This is a genomic window from Gordonia sp. 135, from assembly GCF_009720185.1.
GTDB lineage: Bacteria > Actinomycetota > Actinomycetes > Mycobacteriales > Mycobacteriaceae > Gordonia > Gordonia alkanivorans.
The window spans coordinates 100,553-115,480 of sequence record NZ_CP046258.1 but is presented as its reverse complement, the minus strand read 5'-3'; the positions used below and the strand labels follow the sequence as shown (position 1 = coordinate 115,480).

General features: G+C 64.1%; 18 protein-coding genes and 1 pseudogene. 5 read left to right on the top strand and 14 right to left on the bottom strand.

All coding sequences use genetic code 11. The features are described 5' to 3' along the window. Positions 1-2: 2 nt before the first annotated feature. From GKZ92_RS23310 to GKZ92_RS23290, 5 genes are all read right to left on the bottom strand, one after another. Positions 3-425 carry a hypothetical protein gene (locus GKZ92_RS23310; protein ID WP_155225827.1) on the bottom strand — a complete coding sequence of 141 codons (423 nt, stop codon included), beginning with the start codon at positions 423-425 and terminating at the stop codon, positions 3-5. Then, positions 422-835, bottom strand: coding sequence for a hypothetical protein (locus GKZ92_RS23305; protein WP_155225826.1), 414 nt, complete (start codon positions 833-835; stop codon positions 422-424). Before GKZ92_RS23305 ends, GKZ92_RS23310 begins: the two co-directional genes overlap by 4 nt. Positions 836-915: 80 nt before the next feature. Next, positions 916-1,152: a glutaredoxin-like protein NrdH gene (gene nrdH, locus GKZ92_RS23300; protein ID WP_155225825.1), complete on the bottom strand. Its 237-nt coding sequence runs from the start codon at positions 1,150-1,152 to the stop codon at positions 916-918. Between the two features lie 305 nt (positions 1,153-1,457). Continuing rightward, positions 1,458-1,832, bottom strand: a complete 375-nt coding sequence (locus GKZ92_RS23295; protein ID WP_230461985.1) for a helix-turn-helix domain-containing protein — start codon at positions 1,830-1,832, stop codon at positions 1,458-1,460. Further along, complete coding sequence (locus GKZ92_RS23290; RefSeq protein ID WP_155225824.1) at positions 1,829-2,503, bottom strand: DUF6349 family protein; 675 nt, start codon at positions 2,501-2,503, stop codon at positions 1,829-1,831. The genes GKZ92_RS23295 and GKZ92_RS23290 overlap by 4 nt, the downstream gene beginning before the upstream one ends. 114 nt (positions 2,504-2,617) lie before the next feature. Here GKZ92_RS23290 and GKZ92_RS23285 point away from each other — a divergent pair, with 114 nt between their 5' ends. Both GKZ92_RS23285 and GKZ92_RS23280 read left to right on the top strand, forming a co-directional pair. Further along, entirely contained in the window at positions 2,618-2,872 is a 255-nt protein-coding gene (locus tag GKZ92_RS23285) for a hypothetical protein (protein WP_155225823.1), read from the top strand. 32 nt (positions 2,873-2,904) lie between these two features. Continuing rightward, positions 2,905-3,435 (top strand): hypothetical protein, encoded by a 531-nt coding sequence (locus GKZ92_RS23280; RefSeq protein ID WP_155225822.1) that lies wholly within the window; start codon positions 2,905-2,907, stop codon positions 3,433-3,435. An 11-nt stretch (positions 3,436-3,446) separates the two neighbouring features. Here GKZ92_RS23280 and GKZ92_RS23275 read toward each other — a convergent pair whose 3' ends face one another. The 5 genes from GKZ92_RS23275 to GKZ92_RS23255 form a co-directional block, all read right to left on the bottom strand. Then, positions 3,447-4,703: a PIN-like domain-containing protein gene (locus GKZ92_RS23275; protein ID WP_155225821.1), complete on the bottom strand. Its 1,257-nt coding sequence runs from the start codon at positions 4,701-4,703 to the stop codon at positions 3,447-3,449. Between the two features lie 57 nt (positions 4,704-4,760). Continuing rightward, positions 4,761-5,792, bottom strand: a complete 1,032-nt coding sequence (locus GKZ92_RS23270) for a nucleotidyl transferase AbiEii/AbiGii toxin family protein (RefSeq protein WP_155225820.1) — start codon at positions 5,790-5,792, stop codon at positions 4,761-4,763. Next, the gene (locus GKZ92_RS23265) at positions 5,792-6,460 is read right to left on the bottom strand and encodes a type IV toxin-antitoxin system AbiEi family antitoxin domain-containing protein (RefSeq protein WP_155225819.1); all 669 of its coding nucleotides are present in this window, start codon (positions 6,458-6,460) and stop codon (positions 5,792-5,794) included. The genes GKZ92_RS23270 and GKZ92_RS23265 overlap by 1 nt, the downstream gene beginning before the upstream one ends. 619 nt (positions 6,461-7,079) lie before the next feature. Further along, positions 7,080-8,333, bottom strand: a complete 1,254-nt coding sequence (locus tag GKZ92_RS23260; protein ID WP_075862536.1) for an IS256 family transposase — start codon at positions 8,331-8,333, stop codon at positions 7,080-7,082. A gap of 127 nt (positions 8,334-8,460) precedes the next feature. Beyond that, entirely contained in the window at positions 8,461-9,267 is an 807-nt protein-coding gene (locus GKZ92_RS23255) for a hypothetical protein (protein WP_155225818.1), read from the bottom strand. 94 nt (positions 9,268-9,361) lie between these two features. Here GKZ92_RS23255 and GKZ92_RS23250 point away from each other — a divergent pair. After that, positions 9,362-10,523, top strand: a pseudogene (locus GKZ92_RS23250) (IS3 family transposase). 15 nt (positions 10,524-10,538) lie between these two features. On the opposite strand, the gene GKZ92_RS23245 reads toward GKZ92_RS23250, so the two are convergent. Further along, positions 10,539-10,763: a hypothetical protein gene (locus GKZ92_RS23245; RefSeq protein ID WP_155225817.1), complete on the bottom strand. Its 225-nt coding sequence runs from the start codon at positions 10,761-10,763 to the stop codon at positions 10,539-10,541. Between the two features lie 279 nt (positions 10,764-11,042). Next, positions 11,043-11,204, bottom strand: coding sequence for a hypothetical protein (locus tag GKZ92_RS23240; protein ID WP_155225816.1), 162 nt, complete (start codon positions 11,202-11,204; stop codon positions 11,043-11,045). Positions 11,205-11,337: 133 nt separating this feature from the next. Here GKZ92_RS23240 and GKZ92_RS23235 point away from each other — a divergent pair, with 133 nt between their 5' ends. Continuing rightward, positions 11,338-12,591, top strand: coding sequence for an IS256 family transposase (locus GKZ92_RS23235; protein ID WP_155225815.1), 1,254 nt, complete (start codon positions 11,338-11,340; stop codon positions 12,589-12,591). A 24-nt stretch (positions 12,592-12,615) separates the two neighbouring features. On the opposite strand, the gene GKZ92_RS24030 is transcribed toward GKZ92_RS23235, so the two are convergent. Next, positions 12,616-13,197: a DUF2510 domain-containing protein gene (locus GKZ92_RS24030; protein WP_155225814.1), complete on the bottom strand. Its 582-nt coding sequence runs from the start codon at positions 13,195-13,197 to the stop codon at positions 12,616-12,618. 373 nt (positions 13,198-13,570) lie between these two features. Here GKZ92_RS24030 and GKZ92_RS23225 point away from each other — a divergent pair, with 373 nt between their 5' ends. Next, a complete protein-coding gene (locus GKZ92_RS23225; protein ID WP_155225813.1) occupies positions 13,571-14,077 on the top strand; it encodes a hypothetical protein in 507 nt (168 codons plus the stop codon). Between the two features lie 74 nt (positions 14,078-14,151). On the opposite strand, the gene GKZ92_RS23220 is transcribed toward GKZ92_RS23225, so the two are convergent. Beyond that, positions 14,152-14,925: a DUF4839 domain-containing protein gene (locus GKZ92_RS23220; protein ID WP_196222063.1), complete on the bottom strand. Its 774-nt coding sequence runs from the start codon at positions 14,923-14,925 to the stop codon at positions 14,152-14,154. Positions 14,926-14,928: the final 3 nt, after the last annotated feature.

The window sequence follows — 14,928 nt, the reverse complement described above, 5'->3', positions numbered from 1 at the left end:
GTTCAGATCACCTGGTGGCGTCGGGTGGTGTCGCCGCGTCCGTCGTAGTCGTAGCCGAGGAAGTGGCTGCACTCCCGGCGGGCGCGCTCGGCCAGTTCGAGGGCTTGATCGAGCAGGTGGGGAAGCACAGCAATGTCGGCGCGGCGAGTGGACACCTCCGTGAGCGGGAGGCGGGTAAGGTCACCGCCTTCGTAGACGGCGATGACGATCGGGTGGACGGGCGTCCATCGCGGGTTGCTCGGCGCGAAGAGGCCGGCGCCGTTGTCGGTGAGTGCCTGCCAGTCGTTGTCGATCATCACCACGACGTCGCGCGTTCGGGTGCGGGCGAAGTGACCGCTGCGCTGCGCGCCGAAGGTGGTGTGCGTGAACACCAGTCCAGTGGTGCGCGCGATGTCGGCGAGAGCGGCGTCGAGGGTGTCGCTCACCGGGGCAGCCGTTCGGCGTTGGCGCTGAGGGCGGCGAGCATTGCAGTGTCGTCCTGGGCGGCGAGCGCGGCCTCGTCGGCGGCTCCAACCATGCATCCAGGGGTGTGCGGGTTGCTGAAGTGCTCTCCGCACATGCGGCAGCAGTCCGGGCCGATGTCGGCAACGGTGACCTGAAGTCCCGCCTCGGTGACGGTGACGGCGTGAATGTGGCCGGCGGGGACGTCGATGGTGATGACGAGATCGTCGTCGACGTTGGCCAGAGTGGCCTGCACCTGGGGTGCGGAGGTGTCGGCGGGATCCGCTGCGGCGGGGCTGGCCCACAGTGCAGCATTATCGGCGGCGATCGCGAGGCCACCGAAGGTCCACGGGCCGGTGTGGTTGATGGCGCGGTAGGCGGATGGACGGCTCATCCTGGTTCTCCTTGGTCGGTGTACTTCGGGGTGGGTGTCGTCGACGGCAAGCGCGACACCCGGTTGCGGGGGCTGGCGGGTCAGGCGGCGGTGGCGAGCGCCTTCACTCGGTCGGGGCGGAATCCGCTCCATGACTGCTGGCCGTCGTCGATCACCACGACCGGGGCCTGCTGGTGACCCAGGCTCATCACGTAGTCGCGGGCGTCGTCGTCGGCGCTGATGTCGACCACCTGATAGGCCAGGCCCTGCTTGTCCAACGCTTTGTAAGTGGCGTGGCACTGGACGCAAGCGGGCTTTGTGTACACGGTGATGGTCATTTCTTTAAAACCTTCCCTCAGTGGCTGTTTGCTTTTTTCTATTCTATACCTAAAGGACTGTATATGCAAGGGCTGCAACGTATTTCACGAATCAGGTTAATGTACTTCGACCTGCTGTTAGGGTCATTCGAATACCCACCCACTCCTCTCGTCGAGGATTCTTTTATTCATTCTGAAAGCACCACAGAAATCGCGCCGAAATACGCGAGGGAATGACGGGGGGTTGTGTGACTATGCCGGTAGGCAAGAGGGCTGCGGCCCTCGTAGGGCGGGCATCAGCGCGGCCGGATGTAGTGGAGCCGGCGTCAGCGGATGGTGGTGATGAGCTCGCTGGGGGTGGTGTGCAGGGCGCGGGCTATCCGGGTGAGCGTGACCACGGTCGGCGCACGCTCGCCCGCCTCGATGCCGCGCAGGAAGGTCCGGCTGGTGCCGACGGTGCGCGCCAGGGCTTGCTGGCTGATCTTGAGTTCGGTGCGGCGGGCGACGATCGCCGCACCGACGGCGGCCATGACGGCGGTCTCGTCAACGCTGACGGCGGACGGGTCGCTCGACATGGATTCGGGCCTCTCGGGGGCGGTCGGTGATCGTGTGGTGTTGAGCTTGCCAGAGCCGGGGAGGGCGAGTGCGTGCCGTGCCCGGGCAGACAGGCCGGGCACGGCACCATCGGTGGTGTCGGTCATCGGCCGAGGGTTTCAGCGGCGACGTCGTAGCCTCCCCACAGTGACCGGCCCGGCACGGCTCGCCACCCGTGCGGTCCGCGGCGGGTGATCATCGGATAGCCCTGGGGACGGTCGGTGCCGTGCAGTTCGGTGACGGTGGTTTCCCAGTTGATGCGGGTGCGGCGCTTCGGTCCGTCGTCGTAGGGCGCCGAGGGCACGATCGGGTCGTCGCGCCATCCAGGGAAGCAGTGGTCCAGGCCCAGCAGCGCCGCGTCGGTGTCGTCGTCGACGACCTCGGAGTGCCAGCCGCATCCTCGGCAGAAGCTGCGCGAGACCAGATCACCCACGCACAGGCAGCCGCGGTGCGAGGTCCGGTTGCATCGGAGGTCGGTTTGCAGGGTGATCGGGATGCACGCGCTGGTCGGCTCCCGGCTGCTCGCGTATTCACCGATCGCGACGTGCCAGCCGTGCGAGTCGCGCAGGCAGGCAAGGTCCGGCCACGCCTGGCTCCACTGCGTCATCGCGTGTTGGTAGTCGGCAATCGTGTTGCACCGCAACGTATACAGCCTGGGCACGCCGGTCGTGCGTTCGGCGGTCTCGCGTTCATCGCGGGCCGCTTCGGCGAACATGTCGAGCTGCTGGCCGGGCGAGGGCACCGCGATCGCTGTCGTCGGGAGGGTGGTTGTGGTCATGACTTGACGGTACCCTATAGGGTGCATATTGTGAACCCTATGAGGTACATGCTTTCGGGGGGCGTATCGCCGGAAGTCGCACGGTCGCATCAGCATTCAGCAGAGGGGCATCGCATGTCGTGGAGCTACAGCAACATCGTCGCCAGTCCGAGCGCACGTGAGATCATCCGCGCCACCAGCGTGCTTCAGACCGGCCACGCCGAGCTGGTGCCCATCGAGCACGTGCACGCCATGGTCGATCTGACTTGGTCGAGGTGGGCACTCGGTCTCGCCGAAATCCTCACCACCGGTATCGGGGTCGTCCTGGCGGATGACGAGAACCGGGAATGCCTGTTCCTGACCTGCACGCCGATCTACGCCGCCGACTAACCACCTGAGACCTCGACGAGGGGAGCTGTGCAATGGCACGCCGCCACACACCATCCGATCACGACGACATCGACCTGCTCGATCTGCTCGACGGCACCGCAGAGCGCATCGAAGAGCAGCGCCGCCTCGAGACCGAAGTCGCCACCCTGCGCCAGCTGTGGGAACAACGCCGCGCTGGGCGACCCGACGGCCTGCCCGTACCGACTGGTGAGGACTGGTGTGGCCGCTGCGGAGAGAACACCTTCGACTACGGGCTGGTCATCAACCACGACCTGGGCTACCTCGGATGCCCGGTCGAGGTCGACCCCACCTGGTCGAAATACCAGTGCGTCGGCTTCCGAGGCGCCGTGGGCTACCCGTCAGCAACGCTGACCGTCGAGGACCTCTGCGACCGCTGGGACCGCCAGCACTTCCCCGACTGCGAATGCGGACACCCCTGGGGAGTACACACCCACGCCGCCCACCCCACCTGGAGCTTCGCCTGCAACACCTCGTGCGGCTGCCCGATCTACCGCGAGGCTACAGACAAGACGGGCGGCGTTCGCGGTACGCCAGCGACTTGAAAACACCTGGTCTATGCGGGTGCTGCTGGCTTGTCCTCGTCATCTTGGCCGTCGTCCCGATCGTCCTCGTCTTTCACGACCCCTGATCGCTCGCCGGAATCGCTAAACGAGGGCGTCTGGCTCACTGCGCTGCGCAAGAACTCCGCGAGTGCCGCAGACGCGGGATTACCCGGCCCGAACATGGTGTTCTCGAAGTTCATCGATGCTGGCTTGCCAGCACTCAACAAGGTATGGAACGCCTCAGAATTCAGCCTCGTGCTAAACGCCTCGTTGGTGCGAACCCATTCCCTCAGGCGCTCCTTCGTCTCTTCGGGCAGGAAGATCCTCGAACCAGAATCGGAGAGAGAAATGCGTGCGTTTTTGACCTCGTCGATCACGTCGTCGTCCACATCGGCATCGAGATAGGTGTTGAGGTCTTCGAGGAAGGTGTCCGAGTTCACGTGGTGGTATCGCTGGCCGGTTTCGTCAGCGAACTCGCGCAGAAGGTCAGGTAGAGGTCCGAAGTCCTTGTCGTCAACGATCTGACGCCAGTCTGCCTTCATGTCGTCGCTCACAAACAGCACGTCCTGCTCGACAGCTCGGGCCAGGTCCATCATCTCCATCCAGATGAGCGGGTCACCGATCCCGCCGTCCCGCTTGGACTCATCGACTCCGGTCCCGGGGGGCATGGCAGCGGCGAGCCGAGCACGCGCTTGGTCCTCCCATGCCCGGAGGTCGGTCGATATCCGCCGACGACCGATCTGACCGGCATCGGTGAACAGCTTCTCGATACGATCCCGGATTGGGTCATCTGTCTGAATTTGTTTGGGGTGGAGGATGTTCGACTCTCGCTCTGCCCGTATCGCTTCGCCGACGGTAGTCGCGGCTTCCTTGAATGCCGTGTCCGCCGCGTCGAGTAGTCGTTTCTGCACTCCGGCGTCCTTGACTTCCCTGATAGCCGCGCGAAGTTCCTGCAGGAGCTGACTAGTGACGCCTCTGCCCTTGACTCCCGAGATGATGTTCGTCGCTCTGGTGTATTGCTTGGCGTGATCGGGTGCGACAGCCAGTCGTTGACGGTGGTATTCGAGGCCTGCGCGGTAGGGAAGGAAGAGGCGGGGACGGATATCGTCCCGTTCGAGCTGGACTAGGATCTTCTCGCGGGACTCCTTCGATATCCGGTACAGGCCCAGCAGGACGTTGGCATCCACAGCGATTCTGGCGGAGGTGACGAAACCGCGGCGCTCACCAGCGCTATCGGCGGGGTACCACTCACCGAACACCTCATGCATCGCGTTCTCCTGCCTTCACTGCGCTGTGCCGCTGTGCCCGGGCGCGTTGGTCACAATCTAGAGTTCGGGTCCGTGGTCGCGGGGGCGTTCTGTGCTACGAGCTGATGGCCGCGGGGAGGTCTCAGGTGTCGGTGTGCGGGGTGCTGCGTGTGGAGCGCGGGTGTCGGCGAGCAGTTCTCCGATCGAGCGCGTTCTCTCCGAGGTCCACGCACCGTCGTCGGGGTCCCACCGGCTGTGCCCGGCCGCGCCCGTCAAGATCGGTTCGATGAGGCTGTTGGCGGCCGTGAGCGCGGCGTCGGCCTGGTGCAGGTGCGCCGGCAAGCCGCTGTGCGCGGCTCGCTCAGGGTAGTCGCGCTCCCAAGTTGGGTTGGGCAGGACCAACGGCACCGGGATCGTCAGTCCACGGCGCTGTTCTTGGTGGCGGATCGCGGCGCGCAGCTGCTCGGCATCGAACGATTGTGTGCGGGCGAGGATGACGAGATCGACCAAATCGTGAGCGCGCGTGGAGGGGCTGTCGCCGTGGGTGCCGTGCAGCTCGTAGAGGGCAGCGACCTTGTCGGCGACCGCTTCGGCGGCGGCCTGCATCCGGATCACGGGCATGGGGTCGAGTTCGTCGAGCGCAAGCACCGGGCGCGGGCTGATCGTCTCGGGCGGTAGCAGCATCTCCCGGTGGGTGGCGAGGTCGAGCGTCGCATCGGAGAACCGTTGTCCAGCAATGTTGTAGCGGATACGTCCGGCGAACAATCCGGGACTGCGCGTGGGAGCAATCGTGATGTCGAACTCGCCGAAGTCGCCGGGTCCGGGGTGGGCGGCCTGGCGCAGCGAGTGCTGCATGTGTTCGGCGTCGAGGCGGGTGGCCAGGTCGGCGTCGGCGGTGGGCCGCGCCTGGGTCGGTGCCCGGAATTGCAGGGCGGTGCCACCGGTGAGGATCCACTGGTCGGCGTCGGGGGAGCGGAACAGCCGGGCCAGAAACAACTGCAGGGTCACGGTCTGAGCGAGCTCGTCACGACTGAACCTGCTCGTCCGAGCCTCGGCGGACAGGCGGGCTTTCAGCCCGGCACGGAACGCCTCTTCGGACGCATACGCCATCAGCCGACCAGCACCGGTTCGGCCGGCATCTGCGCCTGATCGAGCAGCGAAGCGAACAGGTCAGCACCCGAGGCGTAGTTCCAGCGCGGCGCAGCCCGATCACATGCCGCGATCAGCTCGTCGGCGTCGACCAGCGACTCGCTCAGGCAGGTGTGTAGCGCGGTCCCGAGGTGTCCGCCGTCGCCGTGGGTGAGGAGCAGGTCGGCCACGGTGCGCGCGGGGGTGGTCACCGGCAGCCCGTCGACGAGGTCCCAGTCGCGGCCGCCGTCACCGATCGGCCGGCGCCAGGTGCGCACCGACGGGTCGCGGACGTTGATGCGGTGCGGGCTGCTCAGCTCGAGACCGAATGCGGTGATCGTGCCCAGCCGCAGGACCTGGGCGGCGGCGGCGTGGCTCACGACGCTGTCGGGGCGCGTGCGGCGTTCCTCGATGTCGGCGGTGGGGTGCAGCGCCAACCACTGTGCCGCCCAGTCACCGAAAGTCGTCCAGGCCGAGGACTCGGGGAGCTCGTAGACGCCGTGGTGGACCCGAACGATGGCCTCACGGCCAGCGAGGCGAGCCAGGACGTACGGCGCGACGCCGAGGTGGCGGGCCTGGGCGGTGGTGAACAGCCCGAACTGGCGATCCGCCAGCTCGCGGATCGCGCCCCACCGGCCAGCATCGCTCATGCAGCAATAATAGCAACAGGTGTCTGGCGCCGGACAAGATTTACGATCGTTCTGACCCGACGCAGATGGCAGCCCTACCTGTCTCTGTCGTAGAGGGGTTTGAGCAGTTCGGTGGCACGGTCACGAGCGGACTCGCCTGCACCTATGAGGGTCCACCATGGCCAATCGCTGCCCGCCCGCAGCGAATTCGCCCCAAACCTTTCTGCAAGCCGCTGCAACGTTTCATCCAAACTCCGGCTCCAATATCGGTCACCGAGAAACTCACCCCAGAGAGGTCGCTGATAGTAGCTCTCAGGGGGGGTAACGGTTGCGATCAACAAGGCGTGTCGGAACTCGACATCGTCGAACAATTCCCGCGGCGGCTGGGCGAACAGTTCCTCAAAGAGTGCGCTCAGATGCTCTCGAATTAGGTGGCTCGGCGGGACTTGCCACTTCGTGCCGTTCCACCTGCTAAATCGGTTGATCGCGTCATAGTCCAAGACCGAATCGGGCCTCAACACGAATGCAACTGGCACGGGTTGCTTCGGATTCAGTGAAGTGTCGTAGGCGTGATCGCGGGCGAGGGAGATCGGTCAAGTCCCAGGTAGTGGTGTAACTCGTTTCTGATCCTTCGTCGCTTTCAGGCAGGCAGTTCGATCAGCGGGTCGGTAGTGGCCTCCGTTGTTGTGGTGGTGTCGGTGGTCAGGGTCAGTCGGCATCGGGTGAGGACCTCGAGGCCGAGGTATCGGCGGCCTTCGGCCCACTCGTCGGTCTGCTCGGCCAGGACCGCGCCGATGAGTCGGATGATGGCGTCACGGTTGGGGAAGATACCCACAACGTCAGTGCGGCGGCGAATTTCGCGGTTGAGTCGTTCGGTGGGGTTGTTGGACCAGATCTGTCGCCACACGTCATCGGGGAAGCCTGTGAAGGCCAACAGGTCCTCTCGAGCGTCACCGAGATGGTCAGCAACCTTGGGGAGTCTGCCTTCGGTGTATTCCAGGAGTCGGTCGAACTGCTCGTGCACGGCAGTGGCGGTGGGCTGGTCATAAACGCTGTGCAGCATCGCTTTGACCGCCGGCCACATGGACTTGGGGCACACCGCCATCAGGTTGGCCGCGTAGTGGGTACGGCACCGTTGCCACACGGCGCCGGGCAGGTTCGCCGCGATCGCCTCGACCAGTCCGGCGTGGGCATCAGAGGTCACCAGACGCACCCCGCCCAGCCCGCGGGCGACCAGATCGGCGAAGAAGGTGTTCCAGGAGGCTTTGGTTTCGCTGGTCGCTACTTGCATGCCCAACACCTCGCGGTGGCCATCGCCGTTGACACCGGTCGCCAGCAGGACAACGGCTTTGACGACCTGCTTGTTCTCGCGGACTTTGATCGTCAACGCATCGGCGGTGACGAAGGTGAACGGCCCGACCTCGTCGAGGCGACGATGGCGGAACGCTGTGACCTGTTCGTCGAGGTCGGTGGCCATGCGTGAGACCTGTGACTTCGACAGCGAGTCGATGCCGAGAGTTTTGACCAGCTTGTCCATCCGGCGGGTCGAGACTCCAGCGAGGTAGCAGTCGGCCACGACGGTGATCAGTGCTGACTCGGCCCGCTTGCGGCGTTCGAGGAGCCACTCGGGAAAGTAGCTGCCCGAACGTAGCTTGGGAATGGCGACGTCGACGGTGCCGACGCGGGTATCCAGTGGCCGGTGGCGGTAGCCGTTGCGGCGGTTGGTGCGCTCTGGTGTGCGTTGGTTCCATTCGGCTCCGCAGACCGCGTCGGCATCGGCCGACAGCAGCGCGTTGATCATGGTTTGCAGCAGCTCACGCATCAGATCTGGTGACGCCTCGGCCAGGGCTTGGCCAAGAAGGCCTGCAGGGTCGACAATGTGGGGTGCGGTCATCGCGATGACTCCTCGAGGATTCTGTGGAAGGTTGACTCGAAGGATCACGCGGTGGCCGCTCTGCATCCGTTAACGACACGACGTCGATAACGAACTCGGCCACCGAGTTACACCACTCTATGGGGCACTACTGGGAGATCATGAGTTCATCCCTACGGACAGCCACCGAAGCAGCACTCATTGCGTAGAACGCGAGCAGAGCTGGGTAGAGCTGGGCGTCGAGCATAGTGTCGTTGTAGACCTGACCTGGCTTGGGCTGGCGGTGCAACGCTAGGAGCCGGTCAAGCACCTCGCCCCAGAGATCACGATGTGTGCCATCGTCGTATCGAACACCGGTGATGAGTAGCTCAAGCAGCGGCGTCGAGGCGCGCAAGTACTCGTTCAAGGCTGCGTCGTAACCGTCGGCACCCTCGCCTGAGATCGGTGCACTCCCGCGCCGCTCGACCGCATCTCGGACGGGGTCAAGACGTCCCATAACTAGGTCGTGTAGATCAATGCGCCGGACTGGGTCCGGCAAGAAGCGCTTCATTTGCGCAATCGCCATCGCCGTGGTTAGCGGCGGCTCGGCGAGCCGATCGAGTGCCTCGACACTGGCCAGTAAATCCTTGAACAGGTCATCGGCTGACGATGCCTCGATGATGTGGCCGCCAGACGAAGACAGAAGTTGCCGCGCGGGCTGCTTGTTCGATGAACGACTGTCCCAGTACAGAGGATACCGGCGCGGTGATGCCTGCAACGTGGCGACAAGGCTTCGATCCCACTCGGCTGACCACCCCGAGATCAGTAGACCGTACTCGCTGAAAATCCGAGTGAGCAGATCAGTCCATGCTGGCGGGTAGTCGCTTAACTCGTCCACAGTGTTGCGGGAGTCGAGTTCGGTGTAGTCCCCATGCAGTTTGATAACAGTCGGGCCGGCATGGGCGAGCGGCGACATCCCAGCCACCGCGTCTGCGCGGGTGAGGGGACTGCTGCACGAATAGGTGACATCTGATCTGGCTTGCCTTCGGGCGGTCGGGAAGGATGTAGCTGTGCCCAAGCCGTACCCGCAGGAGTTCCGTGATGATGTGGTCCGGGTGGCCCGTGATCGTGGAGAAGGCGTCACGATCGAGCAGGTCGCCAAAGACTTCGGTGTGCACCCGATGACGCTGCACAAGTGGATGCGACGTGCTGACATCGATGAGGGCCGCAGTCCTGGCGTGACCTCGACCGAGTCCGCTGAACGCGCGAGGCCCGCAAGCGGATCCGGTTACTCGAGCAGGAGAACGAGGTACTGCGTCGCGCGGCGGCGTATCTGTCGCAGGCGAATCTGCCGGGAAAAGGCTCTACCCGCTCGTGAAGGAGCTCGCCGCCGACGGGATTGCCGTGGCGGTGTCGTGCCGGGTTCTCAAGCTCTCCCGCCAGCCCTACTACCGGTGGCTGGCTGCTCCCGTTATCGATGCGGAGCTGACCGCGGCGTATCGGGCGAATGCCCTGTTCGATGCCCACCGCGAGGATCCGGAATTCGGGTACCGATTCCTCACCGGGGAAGCCGCCACCGTGGGTGAGTCGATGGCCGAGCGGACCGCGTGGCGGATCTGCCGTGACAACGCCTGGTGGTCGGTGTTCGGCAAGAAACGAGGCCGCAACGGCCGACGACCGGGACCACCAGTCCATGACGATCTGGTCCAGCGCAACTTCACCGCCGAGGAGCCAAATCGTTTGTGGCTGACCGATATCACCGAACACCACACCGGCGAGGGCAAACTCTATCTGTGCGCAATCAAGGACGTCTACTCCGGGCGGATCGTCGGCTACAGCATCGACTCGCGGATGAAGTCCCGGCTGGCCGTGGCTGCGCTGCACAGTGCGGTCTCCCGTCGTGGTGAGGTGGCCGGGTGCATCGTTCACTCCGATCGAGGATCGCAATTTCGGTCCCGAAAGTTCCAGCACGCCTTGAACACTCATGAGCTAACGGGGTCGATGGGCAAAGTCGGAGCGTGCGGAGACAACGCCGCGATGGAGAGCTTCTTCGCACTCCTGCAACGCAACGTCCTCGACCGCCAACGCTGGGACACCCGTGAACAGCTTCGAATCGCGATCGTCACCTGGATCGAACGGACCTACCACCGACGACGCCGGCAAGTCCGCCTCGGCCGGTTGACGCCCGTCGAGTTCGAAGCAATGATCAACACCGCCGCTGCCGCGGCGTGACACCGTAACTGTCACCTATTCGTGCAGCAGTCCCCTCTCTCTGTCGGCGTGCTTGCCGCCGCCTTTTGCGCGGCCTGGCGGATCGCCGCCGGCGCGTGGCCGCCAGGGGTCCTTGTCGGGGCAAGTTGGGCACTGGCCATCCTCGGCTGGCTGGTATTGCTGATGGTCGGCGAGATGTCGATCGCCAAAGAACTCGGAGCAGGCCGCGCAATCCGTGTAGCCCTGCACCGTCACCGACACCGGAGCTTCCTCAGTTCGTGACGGAACGGCCATACATCACTAACCGCTGCGAGTCGTTCTCCCCCATCATCATTCAAGTGCCGATAGTGTCTCGTTATGTCCACCGGTCCTATGAACTGGACCTGAAACCGCGCGGCGCTACTGGGTCTCGTCCCAGCTACCCGTCACTAGTCTCACCTCTAGCGTCATCCGACATTCTCTCGGATGACAATACGACCACCAGCCCGCGAAACTCGGATCTCGGACAGATTGGAAACGAACCGCTCGGCGGGCCCATGTTCAGGGGGCGTAGCCACCTACGTTGCGGCAGAACTCAAGGGCCTCTTTGAGGTTGGTGGGTTCCGATGACGAGTAGACCGCACCGAGTGCACTATTCATGTAGCCGCCGGGATCGATGTAGCAACGTACATCGACGTTCGGTCCGAAGGCGGGGTTTCCCATGAGTAGTGCCCCATAGAGTGGTGTAACTCGGTGGCCGAGATCGTGTCTGACGCTGTGTTGTTGACCGATGCAAAGCGGCCACCGCGTGATCCTTCGAGTCAACCTTCCACAGAATCCTCGAGGAGTCATCGCGATGACCGCACCCCATATTGTCGACCCTGCCGGCCTACTCGGCCAAGCCCTCGCAGACGCGTCACCGGATCTGATGCGCGAACTGCTACAGACTATGATCAACGCCCTGCTCTCGGCGGATGCCGACGCCGTGTGCGGTGCCGAATGGAACGCACGATCTGCCGAACGCACCAACCGCCGCAACGGCTACCGTCACCGCCCCCTCGACACCCGGGTCGGCACCGTCGACGTCGCCATTCCGAAGCTACGCTCGGGCAGCTACTTTCCCGAGTGGCTCCTCGAACGTCGCAAGCGGGCCGAGTCAGCGCTGATCACCGTCGTGGCCGACTGCTACCTGGCCGGTGTATCGACCCGCCGGATGGACAAACTGGTCAAGACACTCGGCATCGACTCACTGTCGAAGTCGCAGGTCTCACGCATGGCCGAAGACCTCGACGAGCAGGTCGCCGCATTCCGGCACCGCCGCCTCGACGAAACCGGACCGTTCACCTTCGTCACCGCCGATGCGTTGACGATCAAAGTTCGTGAGAACAAACAGGTCGTCAAGGCCGTCGTGCTGCTGGCGACCGGCGTCAATGGCGACGGCCACCGCGAGGTGTTGGGCATGCAGGTGGCCACCAGTGAGACCAAGGCATCGTGGAACACCTTCTTCGCCGACCTGGTGGCCCGCGGCCTGGGCGGGGTGCGCTTGGTGACCTCCGATGCTCATGCCGGGCTCATCGAGGCGATCGCAGCGAACCTGCCCGGCGCGGTATGGCAGCGCTGCCGCACCCACTACGCCGCCAACCTCATGGCAGTATGCCCCAAGTCCATGTGGCCGGCGGTAAAAGCGATGCTGCACAGCGTGTATGACCAGCCCACCGCCACCGCGGTGCACGAGCAGTTCGACCGGCTCCTCGAATACACCGACGGCCGATTGCCCGAGGTCGCCGACCACCTCGGCGACGCCCGCGAGGACCTGCTCGCCTTCACCGAGTTCCCCGACGACGTGTGGCGCCAGATCTGGTCTAACAACCCCACCGAACGGCTCAACCGCGAGATCCGCCGCCGCACCGACGTTGTGGGCATCTTCCCCAACCGCGACGCCATCATCCGCCTCATCGGCGCCGTCCTGGCCGAACAGACCGACGAATGGGCCGAAGGCCGCCGCTACCTCGGACTCGAAGTCCTCAGCCGCTGCCGACTTACCCTGACCACCGACACCCCAACACCAACGGAGGCGACCACCGATCCACTGATGCAACTACCCGCCTGACCCCCCCGAAGGATCAGAAACGAGTTACACCACTACTCGGGGCTTGACCTTTCCCATGATCGAGTAGCCGTCTGCGTCAATGGTGGGCGAGTTGTTGCATGCAGAGAAGTCGAGGACATTTTTGCTGATGAGATAGAGGTAGTACACCGTCCCGGTGCTCGCGCCGAGCTGGCACATCCTCGTCCCTGGCTCTAATGCGGGGGCCGCTCCGGGTGGTGGCTGGGGAGTTTGAGGTGCGGGCCGCTGTGGCGTGTCTGTCCGCGACTGCTCAGGTGGGCTTACTTTCGGCGGCAAGGACCGGGTAGCAGCGTACGACGGGGATGGCTCCGCCATGGACTGGGGTGTCCTGTCTGGCCGCGGTTCTTCAAGGCCCTTAGTCGGGGTCAGATACTCGACGAGTGCCACAAGAACCACGATCGGTGCGAGTAGGGCGAGGATTGTCACCAAAACCCACCGATACTTCCCCTTCAAAATCTTCGCCGGCGGCTGAGATTCATGGCCTGCAGGCAGCGCCGGGTTGGTGCTCGTGGTCCATTGCGTTCCGTCCCACCAACGGACCCGGCGCGGGTCCTCAGGATCTTCGAACCAACCTGGCCCCGATGTCATACGACATGACGCTACCGATGTTGGTTGGATTGATGGGCGATGCGGGAGTTCCGACGCGGTTTTTCACGTTGGGGCGAGGTCCTTGCATAACCCCGCATGCTGTTGTTGACGAGTCTCACCTAGGGTGTCAAAGTCCCAGGTGTGTTGTCATCCGGCACTCTTAAGGGGTCGAATCACACTGTGCGTCAGCAGATTTCGTGCCTGAAATCACTGGCCACCACCTGCGGGTGGCGGTCGCGAGATGGCATCACGGACCAGCGAGCTGACCTGCGGTTCTGTGCCGATGATGCATCTGGTGAATCATTGGTGCATCCGATGAACCGCCACGAGCGCAATCGACCGACAGCCAGCCATCATGTGGGAAGGTTGCCCTGTGAGTTCTCACGAGCAGACTGGCGACCACCGGTCCGAACGCGACGATCGCGAAGTCGACGAACTCAACAAGCTGGCGAGCCCTCTCGGACTGCACGTACGGCGCCTGACCTACCCGCCTCGGCGATTCGCGATCGGCCCGGAGGGACCGCACCCGAACTACTTCGGGTTCGGCTACGCAATCGCGGACACCTACGACCAAGCCGTCAGCCACCTCATCTCACGAGCAAACAGCGGTCGATGGTTCCTCCACCTCGTCCATCCGTCCGTGGAAGCGACCTTGCTCCCCGACACCACCCCACGCACCGTTCAGGTCCGCGACCTCGACACCGGCCAGACCCTGACCCTGCGTGACGGAATCGACGCGGACATCCACGCCGGCTCAGAAGCCACAGGACCGGTCGTAACCGTGCGCGTACCCCCACAGCCTGCCCGGGACGGCACCGGCCGGCCACAACCGAGACCAAGGCTGGCCAAACCACCGTCGGTCGGCCTGTGGCACCACTAAGTGAGCCGCGGCGCTACGGCGTACGGCGTCCTGGTTGCTGAGCGCTTCTGCGCGTCGCGATCTGTTACAACGATCTAGCGGACGGCAGTGGCGACCGGCTCAAGAAGTAGCAGGCAAGACCGATCCTCGTAGCGGTCGACTTCGGCCGTTATGCCCAGGTTCGTCCCCACGCCGATCGTGTCCGGTACTGGGCCGACCCAGTGAAGGTCGTTGAGGGTGTTCTCATCACGGAACTGGAAAGCCGGTCCAGGCGCTGACGCAGCGTCTCCCGCGTTGATGAGGATGTCGTACCTCGTCTTTGCGTTCCCGTGCGGTGCCATCGCGGCGATGCTGCCGGAAAACTCGATCGTTCGACCACGATGAGCCGCAGCAAACGCTGCGATGTCCGGCGAGCAGGAGTCGGTCAACGCGAGGACAGTCGCGAACTCAGGACTGTTCTCAGGCGTGAGCACCTCGCCATCGCGGGTCGATGACCGTGACGCTGCTGAGGCTGTCGTTTCAGCGGACGGCTGCCCGCTCGTCGAAGCTGTCGCTTCACTCGATGTGGGATTCGCGGATTTCGCCGGGGCAGTGTTCTTCTCGCTGACTAGCCCGATAGTGACAATGATTGCCAGCACGAGCACAACCACGCCGCCACCGATGATCCAAAGCAGCCGTCCAGACTTGGGCCGGGGGCGACGGAAGGTGATTTCAACCTGCACCTTGCCTGGCGACTGCGAGACAAACTCCCAGCCGTCGGCCTCCCATTTCTTTATAGTCCGCGACTCCATGCCGCGGACCGCACGGATCGTTTTCGTCTCGTACGTGACTCCGGTGTCCGTTGCCATGTTCACACCCCTCAGCTTCATGCC

Coding starts and splice junctions, on each gene's coding strand:
- GKZ92_RS23305 (WP_155225826.1), bottom strand. CDS start 835: ATGAGCCGTCCATCCGCCTACCGCGCCATCAACCACACCGGCCCGTGG.
- nrdH (WP_155225825.1), bottom strand. CDS start 1,152: ATGACCATCACCGTGTACACAAAGCCCGCTTGCGTCCAGTGCCACGCC.
- GKZ92_RS23295 (WP_230461985.1), bottom strand. CDS start 1,832: ATGACCGACACCACCGATGGTGCCGTGCCCGGCCTGTCTGCCCGGGCA.
- GKZ92_RS23290 (WP_155225824.1), bottom strand. CDS start 2,503: ATGACCACAACCACCCTCCCGACGACAGCGATCGCGGTGCCCTCGCCC.
- GKZ92_RS23285 (WP_155225823.1), top strand. CDS start 2,618: ATGTCGTGGAGCTACAGCAACATCGTCGCCAGTCCGAGCGCACGTGAG.
- GKZ92_RS23280 (WP_155225822.1), top strand. CDS start 2,905: ATGGCACGCCGCCACACACCATCCGATCACGACGACATCGACCTGCTC.
- GKZ92_RS23275 (WP_155225821.1), bottom strand. CDS start 4,703: ATGCATGAGGTGTTCGGTGAGTGGTACCCCGCCGATAGCGCTGGTGAG.
- GKZ92_RS23270 (WP_155225820.1), bottom strand. CDS start 5,792: ATGGCGTATGCGTCCGAAGAGGCGTTCCGTGCCGGGCTGAAAGCCCGC.
- GKZ92_RS23265 (WP_155225819.1), bottom strand. CDS start 6,460: ATGAGCGATGCTGGCCGGTGGGGCGCGATCCGCGAGCTGGCGGATCGC.
- GKZ92_RS23260 (WP_075862536.1), bottom strand. CDS start 8,333: ATGACCGCACCCCACATTGTCGACCCTGCAGGCCTTCTTGGCCAAGCC.
- GKZ92_RS23255 (WP_155225818.1), bottom strand. CDS start 9,267: ATGTCGCCGCTCGCCCATGCCGGCCCGACTGTTATCAAACTGCATGGG.
- GKZ92_RS23240 (WP_155225816.1), bottom strand. CDS start 11,204: ATGGGAAACCCCGCCTTCGGACCGAACGTCGATGTACGTTGCTACATC.
- GKZ92_RS23235 (WP_155225815.1), top strand. CDS start 11,338: ATGACCGCACCCCATATTGTCGACCCTGCCGGCCTACTCGGCCAAGCC.
- GKZ92_RS24030 (WP_155225814.1), bottom strand. CDS start 13,197: ATGACATCGGGGCCAGGTTGGTTCGAAGATCCTGAGGACCCGCGCCGG.
- GKZ92_RS23220 (WP_196222063.1), bottom strand. CDS start 14,925: ATGAAGCTGAGGGGTGTGAACATGGCAACGGACACCGGAGTCACGTAC.